This is a genomic window from Xanthomonas sp. F14 (assembly GCF_014199865.1).
In genome coordinates this window covers 588,657-607,832 of the sequence record NZ_JACHOM010000003.1, presented here as the reverse complement: position 1 = coordinate 607,832, position 19,176 = coordinate 588,657, and the positions used below count along the sequence as shown (strand labels likewise).

General features: G+C 67.5%; 14 protein-coding genes. 5 read left to right on the top strand and 9 right to left on the bottom strand.

Features of this window, described 5'->3' with window-relative positions; genetic code table 11:
• Positions 1–451: 451 nt before the first annotated feature.
• Positions 452–883, top strand: a complete 432-nt coding sequence (locus tag GGR73_RS13990) for a VirK family protein (protein ID WP_046345433.1) — start codon at positions 452–454, stop codon at positions 881–883.
• A 202-nt stretch (positions 884–1,085) separates the two neighbouring features.
• Here GGR73_RS13990 and GGR73_RS13985 read toward each other — a convergent pair whose 3' ends face one another.
• Entirely contained in the window at positions 1,086–2,561 is a 1,476-nt protein-coding gene (locus tag GGR73_RS13985) for an efflux transporter outer membrane subunit (protein WP_065033032.1), read from the bottom strand.
• A gap of 88 nt (positions 2,562–2,649) precedes the next feature.
• Between GGR73_RS13985 and GGR73_RS13980 the strand changes: the two genes are divergently transcribed.
• The 3 genes from GGR73_RS13980 (at position 2,650) to GGR73_RS13970 (ending at position 7,576) form a co-directional block, all read left to right on the top strand.
• Complete coding sequence (locus tag GGR73_RS13980) at positions 2,650–3,267, top strand: TetR/AcrR family transcriptional regulator (protein WP_016901656.1); 618 nt, start codon at positions 2,650–2,652, stop codon at positions 3,265–3,267.
• A gap of 77 nt (positions 3,268–3,344) precedes the next feature.
• On the top strand, positions 3,345–4,490 hold the full coding sequence (locus GGR73_RS13975; RefSeq protein WP_184457426.1) for an efflux RND transporter periplasmic adaptor subunit: 1,146 nt from the start codon (positions 3,345–3,347) through the stop codon (positions 4,488–4,490).
• Positions 4,487–7,576 carry an efflux RND transporter permease subunit gene (locus GGR73_RS13970; protein WP_184457423.1) on the top strand — a complete coding sequence of 1,030 codons (3,090 nt, stop codon included), beginning with the start codon at positions 4,487–4,489 and terminating at the stop codon, positions 7,574–7,576. The genes GGR73_RS13975 and GGR73_RS13970 overlap by 4 nt, the downstream gene beginning before the upstream one ends.
• A 195-nt stretch (positions 7,577–7,771) precedes the next feature.
• Here the strand turns inward: GGR73_RS13970 and GGR73_RS20215 are convergent, their stop codons facing one another.
• Both GGR73_RS20215 and GGR73_RS20210 read right to left on the bottom strand, forming a co-directional pair.
• Positions 7,772–8,008 (bottom strand): hypothetical protein, encoded by a 237-nt coding sequence (locus GGR73_RS20215; protein ID WP_065033029.1) that lies wholly within the window; start codon positions 8,006–8,008, stop codon positions 7,772–7,774.
• Positions 7,903–8,136: a hypothetical protein gene (locus GGR73_RS20210; RefSeq protein WP_425522042.1), complete on the bottom strand. Its 234-nt coding sequence runs from the start codon at positions 8,134–8,136 to the stop codon at positions 7,903–7,905. The genes GGR73_RS20215 and GGR73_RS20210 overlap by 106 nt, the downstream gene beginning before the upstream one ends.
• Positions 8,137–8,455: 319 nt before the next feature.
• Here GGR73_RS20210 and GGR73_RS13960 point away from each other — a divergent pair, with 319 nt between their 5' ends.
• The gene (locus GGR73_RS13960; protein ID WP_046345437.1) at positions 8,456–8,788 is read left to right on the top strand and encodes a DUF6172 family protein; all 333 of its coding nucleotides are present in this window, start codon (positions 8,456–8,458) and stop codon (positions 8,786–8,788) included.
• 59 nt (positions 8,789–8,847) lie between these two features.
• Here the strand turns inward: GGR73_RS13960 and GGR73_RS13955 are convergent, their stop codons facing one another.
• The 6 genes from GGR73_RS13955 to GGR73_RS13930 all read right to left on the bottom strand — a co-directional run bounded on the left by GGR73_RS13955 (position 8,848) and on the right by GGR73_RS13930 (position 18,905).
• Positions 8,848–10,140 (bottom strand): DEAD/DEAH box helicase, encoded by a 1,293-nt coding sequence (locus tag GGR73_RS13955; RefSeq protein WP_184457420.1) that lies wholly within the window; start codon positions 10,138–10,140, stop codon positions 8,848–8,850.
• A gap of 1,021 nt (positions 10,141–11,161) precedes the next feature.
• Positions 11,162–12,610, bottom strand: coding sequence for a dihydrolipoamide acetyltransferase family protein (locus GGR73_RS13950; protein ID WP_184457418.1), 1,449 nt, complete (start codon positions 12,608–12,610; stop codon positions 11,162–11,164).
• Complete coding sequence (locus GGR73_RS13945) at positions 12,607–12,990, bottom strand: SH3 domain-containing protein (RefSeq protein ID WP_016901649.1); 384 nt, start codon at positions 12,988–12,990, stop codon at positions 12,607–12,609. Before GGR73_RS13945 ends, GGR73_RS13950 begins: the two co-directional genes overlap by 4 nt.
• A 1-nt stretch (position 12,991) precedes the next feature.
• Positions 12,992–14,065, bottom strand: a complete 1,074-nt coding sequence (locus GGR73_RS13940; protein WP_039515775.1) for an alpha-ketoacid dehydrogenase subunit beta — start codon at positions 14,063–14,065, stop codon at positions 12,992–12,994.
• Complete coding sequence (pdhA, locus tag GGR73_RS13935; protein ID WP_184457416.1) at positions 14,058–15,146, bottom strand: pyruvate dehydrogenase (acetyl-transferring) E1 component subunit alpha; 1,089 nt, start codon at positions 15,144–15,146, stop codon at positions 14,058–14,060. The genes GGR73_RS13940 and pdhA overlap by 8 nt, the downstream gene beginning before the upstream one ends.
• A 177-nt stretch (positions 15,147–15,323) precedes the next feature.
• Positions 15,324–18,905: a lamin tail domain-containing protein gene (locus GGR73_RS13930; RefSeq protein ID WP_184457414.1), complete on the bottom strand. Its 3,582-nt coding sequence runs from the start codon at positions 18,903–18,905 to the stop codon at positions 15,324–15,326.
• Between the last annotated feature and the right edge of the window lie 271 nt (positions 18,906–19,176).

Genomic DNA, 19,176 nt, shown 5'->3' with positions numbered 1-19,176 from the left:
TTCTCCCATCGGGAGAAGGTGGCGCGCCAGCGCCGGATGAGGGTAGGTGCGCAGCCCCGTGGGGTTGGGTGATGTCTCTTTGAAAAAGTTGCTTCCGGTCGACGCGTGCCAGTTGCAGCATTTTTTTGTGCGTGCATCAGACGCTTGCGTAATGCTCGTATCGTCTGCCGTCTGCCGTCTGCCGTCTGCCGTCTGCCGTCTGCCGTCTGCCGTCTGCCGACATTCCTTCGGCTTTTTTCTGGCGATAGAAGCGCCCGATCACGCAACAAACAGCCTCTGCGCGCGCAGGCATAGCCCTCACGGCGCAATCTCGCGCGGACTTCGCCAAACAGCGCAATCATGCCGCGTGATGCGTAGCGCAGTGCGGCGTTGCAGACAGGACTGGGTCATGTTGACGGCCCTGGGCTGATTACAGTCCAGGTCGCTTCTTTCCCTCATCCTGGAGTTCGCCATGCCCCGTCTTGCTCCCGCTGCCCTGCTCGCCACGCTGTGCGCCTGCGCGCTGCCCGCCTGGGCGAGCGAATCGCTCAATACCCGTGCGGAAGTGCTCGCAGCCCTGGAATCCGGTTACGACGTCAGCCTGACCACCGATCTTGGCCGCTGCACACCCGAACAAGGCACGCCGGTCACCCAGACCCGTGGCGGCCGCCATATCGATGCGTACCGCATCACCGAGGACGGCACTGCCGCGTTCTCTGGTTCGCACTTCACCGTGGCCAACGACGGCAAGCCGATCCAGCAGTTCATGCGCTACCAGCTGCGCCCGGATGGCAGCGTGCGTTTCACCACCTACATGTACGACCTGCCGGGTCTGCAGCAACGCGGGCCGGTGCTGGCATATCAATGCACGATCAATCAAGGCATCCGCTTCCACGCCGATTGACCACATGACGACTGCGCGGGCTGCAGCAGCCATCGCGTGCACGGCGACGCGCAGTCGTTATCCGCACCCGGGTCGCGGTGAGGACAGCGAGTTTTCTTCCGCCAAGGACGCAGGGCCCGCTTGGCGCACAGACGACGCCCACCGATATGAGGCAAGCGCCGCAGTTTGCGGTTGCCCGGTAGCGACCTTGTCCGTACTTGCGTCAGCGCGGTGACGACTGCTGCAGCGCAACCGCGTCGGCGGCGCTGGATTGCCAGCCGCCACCCAGTGCCCTGAAAGTGGCCACCGCACTACGCGCGGCATCCGTGCGCGCCTGCACTTGCGCATCGGATGCGCGCAGCAGTTGCTCGTCGGCATTCAATACTTCGATCAGGCTGACCACGCCCTTTTCGTAGGCCAGTGCGGACGCGGTGCGCGCCTTGCCCAGTGCGTCCACGCCTTGCGCGAGCACGCTGGCTTGTTGTTCGCGTTTGACCAGTGCGGTGAATGCATTTTCGACGTCCTCGGTGGCGCGCAGGACCGCCAGGCGATACGCCGCCAGCTGCTCGGCTTCCTGGCCCTTGGCCTGGGCGATCTGCGCATTGATGCGGCCGAAGTCGAACAGCCGCCAGCGCAGGCCCAGCACGCCGGCAGACTGACTGGCACCGCCGGTGAACAGATTGGCGCCGGAGATCGCGGTGGCGCTGCCGAGCAGTCCGCTGAGCGAGAATTTGGGGTAGTACTCGGCCATCGCCACGCCGATGCGTGCGTTCGACGCTGCCAGCCTGCGTTCGGCCGCGATCAGATCGGGGCGGCGCCGCAGCAGGTCGCCGGGCGTGCCCGTCTCGGAGATCCGCGGCGCAAGCGGAATCGGTTTGGTGGCGGCCAGTTCCGCGCGGTGCGTGCCCGGCGGCACGCCCAGCATCACGTCCAGGGCGTTCATCGCCGCGACCAGGCCGCTTTCGATGCCGGGCACCGAGGCCTGCGCCTGTGCCAGCGCGCCTTGCGCCTGGTGCAGTTGCAACTCCGGCGCGAGCCCCTTGCCATGCAGCAGCGTCACCATCGACAGCAGGCCCTGCTGGGTGGCGACCTGGCGCTGCGCCACCTCCAGCCGTGCCTGCAGGCCGCGGATGCTGATGTAGATATCGGCAGTCTGCGCCGCCACCGCCAGGCGGGTGGCGGCGGCGCCGGCTTCGCTGGCCTGGTAGTCGGCCAGTGCGGCCTGACGTCCGCGACGCAGGCCGCCGAACAGATCCAGCTCCCAGCTCGCGCCCAGGTTGGCTTCGTAGGTGCTGGCGTAGCGGTCGAAGTTGGGCGTGCTGTTGAGCACCTGGCCGAGCGGCGTTTCCAGCGACTGGTAGGCGCGGGTCGCGTTGCCGCTGATGTTGCCCGAGGGCAGCAGCGCGGCAGTGGCGGCGGTCAGGCCGGCGCGGGCCTGGGTGACGCGCGCGGTGGCCTGGGCCAGGTCCAGGTTCTGCGCCAGCGCCTGGGTGACGTAGCGGCTCAGGTCCGCGTCGTCGAAGCCGGTCCACCAGGTCGAAAGCTCGGCCGGTCGCGCTGCCGGGCGCACTTCGGCCGCCGCCTGGCCCGCGTAACGGTCTGGCAGGGGCGCTGCGGGGCGGGTGTAGGTCGGACCGACTGCGCAGCCCGTGGCAAGGCTGGCAACGACAAGCACGGCAACAGGGCGGAACGGGGGCATGGCAGACCGGGCGGGCAGGGATGAGGTGTGACTATAATACGAAATGGTCACTTTTGTATGTGAGACGCCGGGGCGCTAAGCTGGCGGCATGAGCAAGACACCCAGCTATCCGGTTTCGGGCCGCGGCCCGGCCGACCATGACGTGCGCGATCAGATCGTGATTGCGGCCACCGAGCATTTCAGCCGCTACGGCTACGAGAAGACCGCCGTCTCGGACCTGGCCAAGGCGATCGGGTTCTCCAAGGCCTATATCTACAAGTTCTTCGAATCCAAGCAGGCCATCGGCGAGATGATCTGCAGCAACTGCCTGCGCGAAATCGAGACCGAGGTGCGTGCCGCGGTCGACGAGGCGGAGCAGCCGCCGGAAAAATTACGCAGGCTTTTCAAGGTAATGATCGAGGCGAGCCTCCGGCTGTTCTTCCAGGATCGCAAGCTGTACGAGATCGCCACCTCGGCGGCCACCGAGCGCTGGCAATCGGTCCGCGCCTATGAAGTGCGCATCCAGACGCTGCTGCAGGATGTGCTGCAGCAAGGCCGGCAAAGTGGCGATTTCGAGCGCAAGACGCCACTGGACGAGGCCACGCAGGCGATTTACATGGTGCTGCGCCCTTACATGAACCCGCTGCTGCTGCAGCACAGCCTGGAGCAGGCCGACGAGGTGCCGGTGCTGTTGTCGAGCCTGGTGCTCCGCAGCCTGTCGCCCTAAATTCGTTTGTGACTATTGACTGATTTAGTCACAAGTCTCAGGATGCAAGCCTTCATCAGCTCGCTCCTGGATTTGCCATGCTTCGGCGCCTCGTTACCTCTGCCGCTTTCTGTGTGCTGCCGCTGGCATTGATCGCCTGCGGCAAGGCGCCCCCCTCCGATCCGCGCACCGCGGACCCGTTGGTGCGGGTGGCCATCGTCGAAGACGCCGGTGCAGCAGCGCGCAGCTTCTCCGGCACGGTCGCGGCCCGGGTGCAGAGCGACCTGGGGTTCCGGGTCGCCGGCAAGGTGCAGGAGCGTCTGGTCGATGCCGGCCAGCGCGTGAAACGTGGCCAGCCGCTGCTGCGGATCGACCCGGTCGACCTCAAGCTCGCTGCGCGGGCGCAGCAGGACGCGGTGGCGGCCGCGCAGGCGCGCGCCCAGCAGGCGGGTGAGGATGAGGCGCGCTACCGCGATCTGCGCGGCACCGGCGCCATCTCGGCTTCGGCCTACGACCAGATCAAGGCCGCCGCCGACACCGCCAGGGCGCAGCTGAGCGCGGCCCAGGCGCAGGCCGAAGTGGCCCGCAACGCCAACCGCTACACCGACCTGCTGGCCGACGCCGATGGCGTGGTGATGGAGACGCTGGTCGAACCGGGCCAGGTCGTCGCGGCCGGGCAGCCGGTGGTGCGGCTGGCGCATGCCGGCCGCCGCGAGGCGGTGATCCAGTTGCCGGAAACCTTGCGCCCGCAGGTCGGCTCGGTAGCGCAGGCCACCTTGTTCGGCAATGCCGCTGTCACCGTGCCGGCGACCTTGCGCCAGCTGTCCGAAAGCGCCGACCGGCTGACCCGCACCTTCGAGGCACGTTACGTGCTCGATGGCGCACTGGGCGATGCGCCGCTGGGCACCACCGTCAGCCTGCGCATCGCCGATGGCACGGCCGCCGGCGCGCAGGCCGGGCTGCAGGTGCCGCTGGCCGCATTGTTCGATGCCGGCAAGGGGCCGGGCGTGTGGGTGATTGCCGGCAATCCGGCCAAGGTGCGCTGGCGGCCGGTGGCGGTGCTGGGCCTGGACGACGACCACGCCACGGTTGCCGGCAAGCTGGCGCGCGGTGAGCGCATCGTGGCGCTGGGCGCGCACCTGTTGCGCGACGGCGAGCAGGTGCGGGTGGTCAACACGATTGCGCCTGCCGCCGGCGCCACGACCGGCGCCAAGGCCGCGGCTGCGGCAGGAGCGCAGCCGTGAGCGAAGGCCGGTTCAATCTTTCCGCGCTGGCGGTGCGCGAGCGCTCGATCACGCTGTTTCTGATCGTCCTGATTTCGCTGGCTGGCCTGGTCGCCTTCCTCAAGCTTGGCCGTGCCGAAGACCCGGCCTTCACCGTCAAGGTCATGACCATCGTGACCGCCTGGCCAGGCGCCACGCCGCAGGAAATGCAGGACCAGGTCGCCGAGAAACTCGAAAAGCGCCTGCAGGAGCTGCGCTGGTACGACCGCAGCGAAACCTATACGCGCCCCGGGCTTGCGTTCACGACCTTGACCTTGCTGGACAGCACACCACCCAGCCAGGTGCAGGAGCAGTTCTACCAGGCGCGCAAGAAGGTGGGCGACGAAGTCGGCAACCTGCCGGCCGGCGTGATCGGGCCGATGGTCAACGACGAATATGCCGACGTCACCTTTGCGCTGTTCGCGCTCAAGGCCAAGGGCGAGCCGCAACGTTTGCTTGCGCGCGATGCAGAAAGCCTGCGCCAGCGCCTGTTGCACGTGCCGGGCGTCAAGAAGGTCAACATCATCGGCGAACAGCCCGAGCGCATCTTTGTCGAGTTCTCGCACGAGCGCCTGGCCACGCTGGGCGTCGGTCCGCAGGAGGTGTTTGCGGCGCTCAATGCGCAGAACGCCTTGAATGCGGCAGGTTCGGTGGAGACGCGCGGGCCGCAGGTGTTCATTCGCCTGGACGGTGCGCTCGACAGCCTGCAGAAGATCCGCGATACCCCGCTGGTGGTGCAGGGCCGCACCCTGAAACTGTCGGATATCGCCACGGTCAAACGCGGCTACGAAGATCCGTCCACCTTCATGATCCGCAGTGGCGGCGAGCCGGCGTTGCTGCTGGGCATCATCATGCGCGATGGCTGGAACGGGCTGGATCTGGGCAAGTCGCTGGACAGCGAAGTGGGCGCAATCAACGCCGAGCTGCCGCTGGGCATGACCCTGAGCAAGGTCACCGATCAGGCGGTCAACATCGACGCGTCGGTGGGCGAGTTCATGACCAAGTTCTTCGTCGCACTGCTGGTGGTGATGCTGGTGTGCTTCGTCAGCATGGGCTGGCGCGTGGGTATCGTGGTGGCGGCCGCGGTGCCGCTGACGCTGGCGGCGGTGTTCGTGGTGATGCTGGCCACCGGCAAGAACTTCGACCGCATCACGCTGGGGTCGTTGATCCTGGCGCTGGGATTGTTGGTGGACGACGCCATCATCGCGATCGAGATGATGGTGGTGAAGATGGAGGAAGGCTATAGCCGCGTCGCCGCATCGGCCTATGCGTGGAGCCATACCGCCGCGCCGATGCTGTCCGGCACGCTGGTGACCGCGGTCGGCTTCATGCCGAACGGCTTTGCCGCCTCCACTGCCGGCGAATACACCAGCAACATGTTCTGGATCGTGGGGATCGCGCTGATTGTGTCGTGGGTGGTGGCAGTGGTGTTCACGCCTTATCTGGGCGTCAAGATGCTGCCGGATCTGAAGAAGATCGAAGGCGGCCACGCCGCGATGTACGACACGCCGCGCTACAACCGCTTCCGCAATGCGCTGGCACGCGTCATCGCGCGCAAGTGGTTGGTGGCCGGCTCGGTGGTGGGCCTGTTCGTGCTTGCGATCCTGGGCATGGGCATCGTCAAGAAGCAGTTCTTCCCGATCTCCGATCGCCCTGAAGTGCTGGTCGAAGTGCAACTGCCGTATGGCAGCTCGATCACCCAGACCAGTGCGGCCACGGCCAAGCTGGAAGCCTGGCTGGCCGGGCAGAGCGAAGCCAAGATCGTCACCGCCTACATCGGCCAGGGCGCGCCGCGCTTCTTCCTGGCGATGGGCCCGGAGTTGCCGGATCCGTCGTTCGCCAAGATCGTGGTGCGCACTGACAACCAGCACGAGCGCGACGCACTGAAGCTGCGCATGCGCAAGGCCGTTGCCGAAGGCTTGGCCCCCGAAGCACGCGTACGCGTGACCCAACTCACCTTCGGCCCGTACTCGCAGTTTCCGGTGGCCTACCGGGTCAGCGGGGCGGACCCGCAGGTGGTGCGTGGCATTGCCGCGCAGGTCAGGCAGGTCATGCAGGACAGCCCGATGCTGCGCACCGTCAACACCGACTGGGGCACGCGCACGCCCACGTTGCATTTCACCCTGGACCAGGACCGCCTGCAGGCGGTGGGGCTGACCTCGGCCGCGGTGGCGCAGCAACTGCAGTTCCTGCTCAGCGGCGTGCCGGTCACGTTGGTGCGCGAGGATATCCGCAGCGTGCAGGTGATGGCGCGTTCGGCCGGCGACACGCGCTTCGATCCGGCACGCATCGCCGACTTCACCCTGGCCGGTGCCAACGGCCAGCGCGTGCCGCTGTCGCAGGTGGGCAAGGTGGATGTAAGGATGGAAGAGCCGATCATGCGCCGCCGTGATCGGGTGCCGACGATCACCGTGGGCGGAGATGTCGACGACCAACTGCAGCCGCCGGATGTCTCGGCGGCGATCACCAGGCAGCTGCAGCCGATCATCGACACATTGCCCAGCGGTTACCAGATCAAGGAGGCCGGTTCGATCGAGGAATCCGGCAAGGCAACCACCGCGATGCTGCCGCTGTTCCCGATCATGCTGGCGGCCACCTTGCTGATCATCATCCTGCAGGTGCGTTCGATCTCGGCGATGGTGATGGTGTTTCTGACCAGCCCGCTCGGCCTGATCGGCGTGGTGCCGACCCTGATCCTGTTCCAGCAACCGTTCGGCATCAATGCGCTGGTGGGCCTGATCGCGTTGTCGGGCATTTTGATGCGCAACACGCTGATCCTGATCGGGCAGATCCATCACAACGAGGCCGAAGGGCTGGACCCGTTCCATGCGCTGGTGGAAGCCACCGTGCAGCGTGCGCGGCCGGTGATCCTGACCGCGCTGGCGGCGATCCTGGCGTTCATCCCGCTCACGCATTCGGTGTTCTGGGGCACGCTGGCCTATACGCTGATCGGCGGCACCCTGGCCGGCACGATCCTGACGCTGGTGTTCCTGCCGGCGATGTATTCGATCTGGTTCAAGATCCGGCCCGATTCCGGTAGCACCCGGGCAGCGACGCAGCACGCCTGATGCCGCTCGGCCGTGGCGGCCAAGCCGCCATTATCGAAGGCGGCGGCGCGCGGTCGTTCACCCGCGTGGGCCGCCGCCGCGGCCTGCGAGGAACCGGTAGCCGGCCGGCAGGCCGGCGTGCGGGAACCGTGGCGCCGCGCAGGGCACAGACGACAGTGCGTCTTTGCCTTGCGGTTTGCCTGGTGAGGCGGAGACTCAGACCTGGTCGGTCGGAAGCACGAAGACTTCGGCGATGTTGACGTTGGACGGTGCCTGCGCCGCGAACAGGATGGTGTCGGCACTATCCATCGGGTCCAGCATGCGAACCGTGCCGGCATAACCGGCCATCATGGCCTGATATTCCGCGCTGGTGGTCTGTGCCGGAAGCTCGTTTGCGACGATGCCCGGTTGAAGGCTGGTGAAGCGGATGTTGTGCTTCTTGCCGACTTCCATCCGCAGGCCTTCGATGAAGTGGTCACTGCAAACTTGCTTGCCGAGGACACCGCAAATCCCTGGCCAAACACCTTGCGCCCGGCGATCGAGTAAGTATTGAAGACGTGGCCGGACTGTTGCTTGATCATCTGCGGCAGCACCGCTGCGGCCACGTTGGGCACGCCTTTCACATCGACATCGTCAGCCAGGTGGCAGGCCGAGGTGTGCGACACGCCATCGTCGTGCATGAGGCGGCGGCCTGCTCGCCTGTGCCAGCCTGCATCGACGGGTCGCCCGTCGTGCCGCATCGCGGCGTGTATCCATGCTGGCGCAGGGCGCGCGTGGCGTTCTCCACGCCGAGGCAGGCAAACGCTTGCGCCCATGCCGCCGGCCACCGAATCCCCGGCCATTCACCCAGAATGGCCGTGTGGCCTCACAATAGGCGGCCAGCTCCCAACCGATGTCGCCATGCGCAAGACCTACCAGCTCAACCTCGAAGGCAAGAACCGCGACCGTCTGCTGGAATCCAGCAAGCACGATATCCGCAAGTACATCCGCCGCGAGCGTCGCAAGGACTTGCCGGAAGGAGCGGATTATTGGGATTTCGACATGCGCTTCGGGGTGGACGAGGCCAGTGCTGCGCCGCTGCCGCCGGCCGAGCTGATCCGCTCGATCAATGCGCTCACCAGCGAAGGTGGCGGGCAGTTCTTCGTGGAAATCCTGCGCAAGCCCGGCAAGCGGACTCCGCGTGCCGATGGCGACAGCGCCGCGGGTGGCGAGCTGGATTTCGAGCAGGACTGAGTCTTCGCGTGGCGTCCGCCTTGGCGTGACGCCAGCGCGTCAGGTGTCACCCACCGCCTTCAGTCGGGCTTGCCTGCCTGCGTCGCCGCTGCCGCGCGTTGCTTGTCCTTCTTGCTCGGTCGCCTGCCCTTGATGCCGCCGTTGTCGTCCGCAGCGCGCGTGCCGGTCTTCGGCATCTGTGTTGCAGGCGCCGCGGTCGCCGGACTCGGCTCGAACCCGGCGACCATGCTGGTCGGTACGCGCAGGCCCTGGCGTTTTTCGATCAAACGCCATTGCGGCTGACTCTCTGCCGTGACGAAGCTGATCGCAAGGCCGCTGGCGCCGGCGCGTGCGGTGCGGCCGATGCGGTGGGTGTAATCCACCGTCGAGCGCGGCAGGTCGTAATTGATCACGGCCGGCAGCGCATCGATATCGATACCGCGTCCGGCCAGGTCGGTGGCCACCAGCACCTGCAGCTCGCGCTGTTTGAAGGCGTGCAACGTACGCTCGCGGCGACCCTGGCTCAGTTCGCCGTGCAGCGGCTGCGCACTGATGCCGGTCTTGCCGAGTTTTTCGGCGACTTTTTCGGCGGTATGCCGGCTGGCGACGAACACCAGCACATGCGACCAACCATGCTCCTGCAGCAGGTGGCGCAGCAGTTGCGTGCGCTGGCAGGCATCGACGGCGATCGCGCGTTGTTCGATCGCAGGCGCAGCCTCCGGGGTGGCGGCAACGGTGATGCGTAGCGGGTCGCGCAGGCGACGCTTGGCCAGCGAGGCGATGCCGGGCGGAAACGTGGCCGAAAACAGCACGCTCTGGCGCTGCGCCGGCAGCAAGGCCAGGATGCGATCGAGCTCGGCACCGAAGCCCAGCTCGAGCAGACGGTCGGCTTCATCCAGCACGAGTGTGGCGACCTCGCTCAGGCGCAGTGCGTTGTGGTCGACCAGATCCAGCAGCCGTCCGGGCGTGGCGACCACGATATCGGCACCCCCGCGCAGGGCGAGCAGCTGCGGATTGATCGAACTGCCGCCGGTAGCCGCCACGATCTTGAGCCGCCGCGGCAGATGCGCGGCCAGTTGGCGCAAGGTGTCTTCGACCTGCGCAGCGAGTTCGCGCGTGGGCACCAGCACCAGTGCCCCGAGCACGCGCGGCGCGGTGTCGGGCGCCAGGCAACGTTGCTGCAGCAGCGGCAGCGCATAGGCCAGCGTCTTGCCCGAGCCGGTCTGCGCCATCGCGATCAGGTCGCGCCCCTGCAGCATCGGCACAATGGCCTGCTGCTGGATCGGCGTAGGGGTGTGGTGACCGGCGCGAGTCAGCGCAGTGTCGAAGAATGGCTGCAGCTGTGGCGACAGCGAGAGATGGGCAAATGACATGGGCCGATTATCCAGGCATTTGCGTTGCAATGGTCGGTGGGACGTCATGCGGGGTTGCCGCTGGGCAATGCATCGATGGACGGGCAGAACGCTGCAACCAGAGCGCAGCGCCGCCGCGCGACAGCGCATCTCGCCATATCGTCCAAGTCCATCGTGGCACAACGCATACCGCAACCAAGACTTCGACCCATGGATTCTTAGGGGCGATCAGATGCTTAAGTCAAAGCCTGGTGCATCGAGTGCGCGGTGCCCTCACCGCTTGCGGGACACGCCGTGAATCCGTCCGTGGAGGCTCCTCGGCGGCATCCATGCCGCCGAGGGTCCCGCAACCGGCGAGGGCACCACACCAGAAAGTTACTAGGTTGCTTCAATGAAAGCCTGCTTGTTGCTCGGCTCGTCTTGGGCAACCGATTGGCCTTGCTAGAGAAACAACCTACCTCATGCGCTGCTTGTACCGCGCACACCGACCATCTCGACTGGTCCTTGCCCGCCCACCGTCGCGGAACCTCACGCGACATGGATGCCGCGTAAGAGCCTACAAGGATGTACTTGCGGCGTGTCCTGCGATGGTGGGCGGGCAAGGGCCCCGCAGCCAAACCTGGCATTGGCAACTGATCGGATGCGCAGTAATCCACACGCCGCATCATGCCCTGCTTGCAACCATGCACACCGACTCTCTCGACTGGTCCTTGCCCGCTCACCGTCGCGGGAACTTACGCGGCATGGATGCCGCGTAAGAGCCTACACGGACGTACTTGCGGCGTGTCCCGCGATGGTGGGCGGGCAAGGGCCCTGCAGCCAGGCCGCAGGTCAGCCGCTCTACGAGTGATCTATCCGCAATGTTCAAGCCGGCAAGACACGGAATCCGGGGCAATAAAGGCTCCACCGCGGCCTCCATGCCGCCAGGGATTCCGCGAACGGCGAGTTCATCGCAACCGTGGGTCCGGTCGCGTGTGGACGGATGCGACAAGGCGCGCCGCGCCCAACGAGCGGTGGGCGCGGCCGTTCTGCTATCCGTGCGTCAGTTGGCCAGCGCCAGATCGTCCAGCAGTGCGCGCAGGAAACGCGCGGCTTCGCCGCCGGTGGCGGCGCGGTGGTCGAAGGTCAGCGACAGCGGCATCACCTTGTGGGTTTCCACCCCGCCCATCACCGGAGTGAGCTGGTAGCGTGCGCGGCCGGCGGCGACGATGGCCACGCATGGCGGCACCACCACCGGGGTGGCGTAGCGGCCGGCGAACATGCCGAAGTTGGACAGCGAGATGGTGTAGCCGCTGAGCTCGGAGGCGGCGATGCTGCGGTTTTCCACCTGCTGGCGCAGCCGGTTGACGCCCTCGCGAATGCCGTGCGCGTCGAGCATGTCGGCATTGCGCAATGCGGGCACGAACAGGCCTTCTTCGGTATCCACTGCAATGCCGATATCCACCTGCGTGTGCAGGGTGCGGCTGAGTGCCTCGCCGTCGAACCAGGCATTGAGCGCTGGAACCGCTTGGCACGCCCGCACGATGCCGCGTACCAGCCGCACGGTGACATCGTTGCCGGGCTGCCAGGCGTGGATGTCGGCATCGTCGTTGAGCGTGGTCGGCACCACCTTGCTGTGCGCATCGGCCATCACGCGCGCCATGTTGCGGCGCACGCCCTTGAGCTGTTCCGGCTGGCCTTTGGCGACCACGCCGGGCGACTGGGTACGCATCGGTTTGCCGCTGGCAGACAGCGCTGCACGTGGTTGTGCGTTGCCGGCTGCGCTGGTTGCCGAGTGCGTGCCGGCGGCGGCGTGCGGCGCGGCTGCTGGCGCGTTGCTGCCGTTGCTCGGCGTGACCGAGGCACTCGCGCGCGCTGCAGACAGCGGCGCGCTGCCGGCCGCGGCGGCCTGCTTCACATCGGCCATCGTCACCGTGCCATCGGGGCCGCTCGCACGGATCTGCGCTAGGTCCACGCGCAGCTTGCGCGCCAGCGCGCGCACGGCCGGCATTGCGCGCACGCCGCCCACGGCGATTGCCTGTTCGCTCTGCACCGCGTTGGAGCTCTGCATCGCACCGACCACGGTACCGGCGTCGTCACGCTCGCTCCCGCCACTGGAATCGGCGTCGGCAATCTCGCCGCCGTTGTCGGAGGCGACCACGCGCGCGGTCGGGCCGGCCGCGCTGTCGCCGGTGCTGGGCGTGTGCGTGGGTGCGGGGCCATGCGAGTGCCCGGTGTCCTGACCATCGGCGCGCTGCGGCTGCGAGGCGTCCAGCGCGAACTGCGCCAGCATCGCACCGGTGACGATAATGTCGCCGGCGGCACCGGCGAGCTTGGTCACGGTGCCGGAAAACGGCGAGGGCACCTCGACCACCGCCTTGGCGGTCTCCATCGAGACCAGCGGATCGTCCAGGCGGACGCTGTCGCCCTCCTTGACGAACCATTCGACGATGGTGGCGTCGGGCAGGCCTTCGCCCAGGTCGGGCAGGTGGAAATTCTTGGCTTCGCTCATGGCAGGTTCTCTTGCGCCGCAGGCAGCGGCGGCGTGGTGTCGTCGAGGAGTTCGAGGTCGGCGGCCGGCAGCCAGCCCTGCATGCCATCGGCACGCTCGGACCACCACCAACCACCATGTTCGTAATGCAGCAGCACGTCCTCGCCCTGGTGGGCATCGAGTTCGCGTGCGTCGTAGTCGCGCAGGGCTTCGGCCTGGCCGTCGCCCAGCGGGCGCAGCCAGGCCACCGGGGCCCAGCCGGCATGGCCGTCGCCGGTGTTGACCCAGGCGAAGGCCGGCCATTCCTCATCGCGCACGCCGATGGTCACCTGCTGGCCAGCACGGAAGCGGATCGGGTTGGCGTACGCGGCGCGGTAATCGCAGAGCAGACGGGCGCGCATGTCAGCCGGCGGCCACCGCGCGACGGGCAGCGGTGACGATGCGCTCCACGCTCGGCAGGTACTTCATTTCCAGCCGGAACAGCGGGATATGCGTGTCGTAGCCGGTGACGCGTTCGACCGGTGCGAGCAGGTCGTACATCGATTTTTCCGCCAGCTGTGCGGCGATCTCCGCACCGAAGCCGGCGGTGCGCGGGGCTTCCTGCACGATCACGCAGCGGCCGGTCTTGGCTACCGATTCGGCAATGGTGTCGAAGTCCAGCGGGCGCAGCGTGGCCACGTCGATGACCTCGGCGCTGATGCCTTCGCCGGCGAGCTTGTCGGCCGCTTCCAGCGCTTCCTTGACCTGCGCACCCCAGGTGACCAGGGTGACGTCGGTGCCGTCGCGCAGCACGAAGCACACGTCCAGCGGCAGCGCCTCTCCATCGTTGGCGACCACTTCCTTGTACTGGCGGTAGATGCGCTTGGGCTCCATGTAGATCACCGGATCCGGGTCGCGGATCGCGGCCAGCAACAGGCCATAGGCGCGCTGCGGCGAGGATGGCAACACCACACGCAGGCCGGGCACGTTGGTGAAGATGGCCTCGTTGGCTTCGCTGTGATGTTCCGGCGCGCGGATGCCGCCGCCCCACGGCACGCGCAGCACCATCGGGCAATGCAGGCGGCCGCGGGTGCGGTTGCGCAGGCGTGCGGCGTGGCAGATCAGGTGATCGACCATGGGGTACACGAAGCCGTCGAATTGCGCTTCGGCCACCGGCTTCATGCCCTGCGCGGCCAAGCCGACGCTCAGGCCGGCGATGGTGGTTTCATCCAGCGGCGTGTCCAGCACCCGCTCGCTGCCGAAGCGCTGCTGCAGGCCGGCGGTGGCGCGGAACACGCCGCCGTTGACGCCGACATCCTCGCCCAGCACCAGCACCGCGGGGTCGTGTTCCAGCTCCCAGGCCAGCGCCTGGGTGATGGCTTCGATCAGGGTAATGGGCGAACTCATGGCGATCTCTCCGCGCGTGGCTGCGGCGTTGTAAGGGGCACTGGCCTGCTGCTGTGTCGCAGCCAGGTGTGACTGGTTGAGCTCATCCATGGCGGGCCTCCTGCGCCATCACCTCGGCGCGCTGGGCCAGCAACTCGGCCGGCGGGTCGCCATAGAGGTAATCGAACATCGCTTCGACCGGCTGTACCGGCGTGTTGAGGTAGGCGTTGACCTCTTCGTCCACGCGCGCGCCGCATTCGGCCTTCCAGGCGGTTTCCTGCGCCTCGTCCCACAGGCCCTGCGCGGTGAGATAACGGCGCAGCCGCAGCAGCGGCTCGCGCGCCCAGCCCTGCTTGACCTCTTCTTCGCCGCGGTAGCGCCGCGCATCGTCGGCGGTGGTGTGATCGGACAGGCGGTAGGTCAGGAATTCGATCACCGTGCCGCCGTCGCCGGCCAGTGCACGCGCACGCGCCTGGCGCATCGCCTCGAGCACCGCGATCAGGTCGTTGCCGTCCACCTGCAGGCAATGCAGGCCGCCGGCCAGGCCCTTCTGCGCCAGCGTCTGCGCGCCGGTCTGCGCCGAGCGCGGCACCGAGATCGCCCAGCCGTTGTTGATCACGCACAGGATCAGCGGCAGCTTGTAGGCACCGGCCGAATTGAGCGCGGCGTAGAAGTCGGTCTTGGAGCTGCCGCCATCGCCGCAGCAGGCCACAGCGACCTGCGGCTTGCCCTGCAGCTTGAACGACAGCGCCGAACCGGCCGCGTGCAGGCACTGGGTGGAGATCGGCACGCAGATCGGGAAGTCGATCGCCGCATCGGCATCGCGCGGATAGTCGCTGCCGCGTTCGTCGCCGCCCCAGTACAGCAGCACGTCGCGCGGGCGCACGCCGCGTTCGAACATGGTGCCGTACTCGCGATAGCTGGGCGCGAACACATCGCCGCTGCGCATCGATGCGCCGATGCCCACATGGGTGGCTTCGTGGCCGAGGCAGGCCGCATAGGTGCCCAACTTGCCGGTGCGCTGCAGCGCGACCGACTTGCTGTCGAAGGTGCGCACGAACAGCATGCGCTTGAACAGCGCGATCAACTGTTGCGGGTTGGCGGCGTCGGCCGGCAGGTCGTCGCGGACGATCTGGCCGTCCGCATCCATGTATTGCAGGTATTCGATCTCGAACTGCGCGGCTACGCTCATTGCGGCGACACCTTCACCAAGAAGTTTCAAATGATATGAGTTGCGATGTTAAGGACCACGCAGCAAAAAGCTGTCCTGCACCGCAGCACACAATGATGCTGGCTTGCACAAAAAAAAGGGCGCGGACCAGGCCGCGCCCTTTGTCGCAGTACAGAACTGCGACGTGTTGCACTGCAATCAGCGGCGGCTGGCGCCTCCACCGATCGGGGTGACGATCAGCGCCGTGTTGTCGGCCGGGTTGGCATCGGGCGAGGTCGAGCTGGCGCTGGCCTGCACCCGCACCGCGCGTTCGGCCGGGATCGGCTTCGCCGCGACGGTGAGCTGGAACACGGCCTGCGCGCCCGGCTGCACTGCGGCGGCGGTGCTGCAGACAAACACTGCGTTGCGCAACGACTGCAGTTGCTTGGCACAACGCCAGCCGCTGGGCGGCACCAGCAGCGACAAGGCCGACACCGTGTTGCCTTCGATCCGCACGCTGGCACCGGTGGCCGCTGCGTTGCCGCGGTTGTCCAGCAACACCCGGTAGGTGGCGTTGAAGGCGGTGGTGGGCAGCGTGGCGGGGCCTTCCAGGCGCACTGCCAGATCGCTGCGCAGCACTGGCTGCACGCTGACTGCGGCGGTGTCGGTGTTGTTGTCCGGCTGCGGGTCGGGCGTTTGCGAGGCGACCGAAGCGGCCAGGGTCAGCGTGCGCCCTGCCAGTTCCGCGCCAGCGTCGACCTGCACGGCAAAGCGCTGTGCGTTACCGGATGCCAGCGAGGCGATGGTGCAGGTGACCACCGTCTGGGTCGCGGTTTCCGGCGCTTGGCAACTCCAGCCCGGTGCCGCGGTGACCCGCGGGCTGACCGCGGCATCGAAGGCCAGTGCCACCGCGGCAAACGCCGCGCTGTCGGGCCCGCGGTTCTCCACCTCCACACTGAAGTCGATGCGCTCGCCTTCGGTGACCTGTGCGCGTGCCGCAGTGACCATCGCCCCCAGGTCGGCACGCAACGCGGGCGCCATGCGCAGCAGCACCACGGTGGGGTCGTGGTCGGACAGGCGCGTGGGCGTATTGGCATCGTTGCGCGCGGTGCCGGGGAAGTCGGCATTGATGCGTGCGTGGCCCACCGACAGCGAGGCGATGCCCGGTGCGCGCATCAGCGCCTCGTTGGCCAGGATGTGATCCAGCGACTGCACGTTGCCGTCGAAGGCGTACGAGTAGCTCTGGTCGGGCGTGTTGAACCAGGTCAGATCGGTGTAGTCCGGGCTGACCAGGTCCGCGCCATCGCCGCTCACCACGGTCTGCGCATCCGGTGCCGGCCTGCCGGTGACGGTGCCCATCGCATCCACATAGCCGTCGTTGAACTCGAAGGCGTTGAAGTCGCCCATCACCAGCACCTGCTCGGCCGGGTCGAGCTGCTGGCGCGTCTGCAGCAGGCGCGCCAGGTACTCGGCCTGGGCCTGGCGTTTGGCGCGGATGCGGGTGCCTGCGGCATCGTCGGTCTCGGCGCCGTTGAGCGAGCGTTGATGCACCACGATGGCGGTCAGCGGCAGCACGCGGCCATCGGCCTGATGCACTCTGGCGGTAAGCACCAGCGGCGGGCGATCGTTGAGCAGGCTCACGCCACCGCCCGGTTCGGTCCAGGTGGTGGTCTTGCCTTCCTGGGCGATGGACACCACTTCCACGCGCGGCATGCCGGCCGACACCGTACCGGTCTTGACCAGGAAACCGACGTCGATGCCGCCGACGTCATTGCCTTCCTGCAGGTAGGCCACGTACTGCGGGTTGGGCTGGCCGGAGGCGATGGCATCGGCGTTGATGCGCGCAGCCAGGGTCTGCAGCACGCTGATGTTTTCCACCTCCACCGTGCCCAGGATGTCGGGCGTGTGCAGGTAGTTGCGGATCGCCAGCGAGGCCTTGTTGAGGCGGGCCTGGAACGCGGCCGGAGTGAGCACCGGTTCGCCGATCGCCGGGTCGTTCTGGTCGTCGAAGAAGCGCTCCATGTTGTAGGTCGCCACGGCCACGTCGTCGGCCTGCGGTACCGGTGCCGGGCGTGGTTGGTCGGCACCGTTGCAGTTCACCTGCGGAGTGCGTTCCGGATACAGCGTGTAGCGGCGGAAGCTGTAATCCAGCGGGCCGGTGACATCCAGCACGACGCAGCCGGAGGCCAGATCCAGCCGTTCGGCGCCCACGCCGGCACTGCCGACGGCGATCACTTCCGGGTTGGTGTTCCAGCGCGGCACGCCGGCAGGCGAGCCGGCCGGCAGCGGGTCGGGCAACTGCACGCCGGGCTCGCGAAAGGCGCGCGGCAGGCCGGTGACCACCGCATGGAACACGCCATTGCTGGTGGCGCTGGCGTTGGTCTCGTTGACGCTGCCGCCGGTGGGGGCATTGACGGTGAGGCTGGCGGCGGTGACACGCATGCCTTCCAGCGCTTCGAGCTGATCAAAGGCGCCGTTCGGGTTGGGGAAGTTCGCGCTCAACGCCACCGGCATCGGCAACGGGTTGCCGGTGGAATCCAGCAGCACGGTCAGGCTGCCGCCGATCTCGGTCAGCGGCGGCTGGGTCGGGTCGGCGGTGGGCACGTACTCGAGCACCGTGCCCTGCACGCGCACCCGGTTGCCGATGGCGGCGGCATCCGGCGGTGCGCTGCCGGTGTAGACGTAGACGCCTTCGGAGGTGGCCGGATCGCCATCGGTTTCGGCATCCGGTGCCTGCAGGAAGAAGCCGGCGCTGCGACGGGCAGTGACGATGCCCGAGGTGGCGACCACCTGGCCTTCCAGCGGCGAGCGTGCGCCCTTGCCCTGGATGGCGTGGATCGGCAGCAGGCTGAAGTCGTCGTTGAGGATGGTGCCGGTGGCGCTCAGCGTGGCCGGCAACGCGCCGGTGAGGCCGCTGATCTGCAGCGCGAAGGTCTCGTCGGGTTCGGGCGTGGTGTCGCCCAGCACCTCCACGGTGATGCTGGCGCTGCGCTCGCCGGCGGCGATGCGGACGCTGGAGGCGGGCAGGGCGACATAGTCGCTGCCGGCCGTGGCCGTGCCATCGGCGGTGGCGGCGGTGAAGCTCACCCCGCCTGCGCCGGCCGGCTGGCTCAGGCTCAGCGTGAACACGAAACTGCGGCTGCCGCTGTTGCCTTCGGCCTGGCTGACGTCGACCAGCGTGGCGATCGGCTGGCCGCCGCCGCTGCACAGCCGTGCGGGGCTGGCGGCGTTGCGCGGCGCCGGCGCGCCGGTGGCGAAATCGGCCGCGTTGTTGTCGGTGTCGGTGCAGCCATCGCCGCCGCGCAGCACTGCCAGCGTATTGCTGGGCGCCGGCGTGGGCGCATTGCCTTCGGCGCAGCTGGCGGTGCTGCCATAGCCGACCAGATCGGCATTGCCGGTGGGGCAGGCGCCGCTCAACGCGGAGGCGCTGTTGCTCAGCGCCACCTTGCCGGCGCCGCCGCCCATGGCGATGGTGCCGGTGGCATCGGGCGTGGGCAGCGCGACGCTGCCGCCGCTGCCATCGGCCTGCTTGACCAGGTAATAGCCGCCGGCCGGAACGCTGCCTGCCAACGGCGTGACCTGCCAGCTGCTGCCGGCGGCCGAGGCGTATTGCACCGACCAGCCGTCCAGGCTGACCGTGGTGCTGCCGATGTTGTGCAGCTCGACGAAGTCGCTGCGGAAAGTGGCACCGCTGTTGCCGCCACCGCCGTAGACCTGGCTGATGACGACCTGGGCATTGGCATGGCCGGCAACCGCCAGCGCACAGAGAAGTAAGGCTGCACGACGCTGCAACACATGCATGAGATGAGAGTCCCCTGATCCATGAGACGTGAAGCGCTCCCCTGGTCCGGCCACGTCCCTGGCCGGCAGCGCCGTTCGATTCTGCATGAATTTGCAGACCTTGGTTGACGATACGGTGACACCGGCGCAGCGGCTGCGACGACGCGGTCGAAAGCGGCAGGATTTTTCAGGTGTGAAGTACCGGTCGCGTACGCCACGGCATCGTCAGGCTGCCAAGTAGGCAGGTCATCCAGGCAAACCGGACGCTGCTACGGCAGCGCGCTGCCGCGAC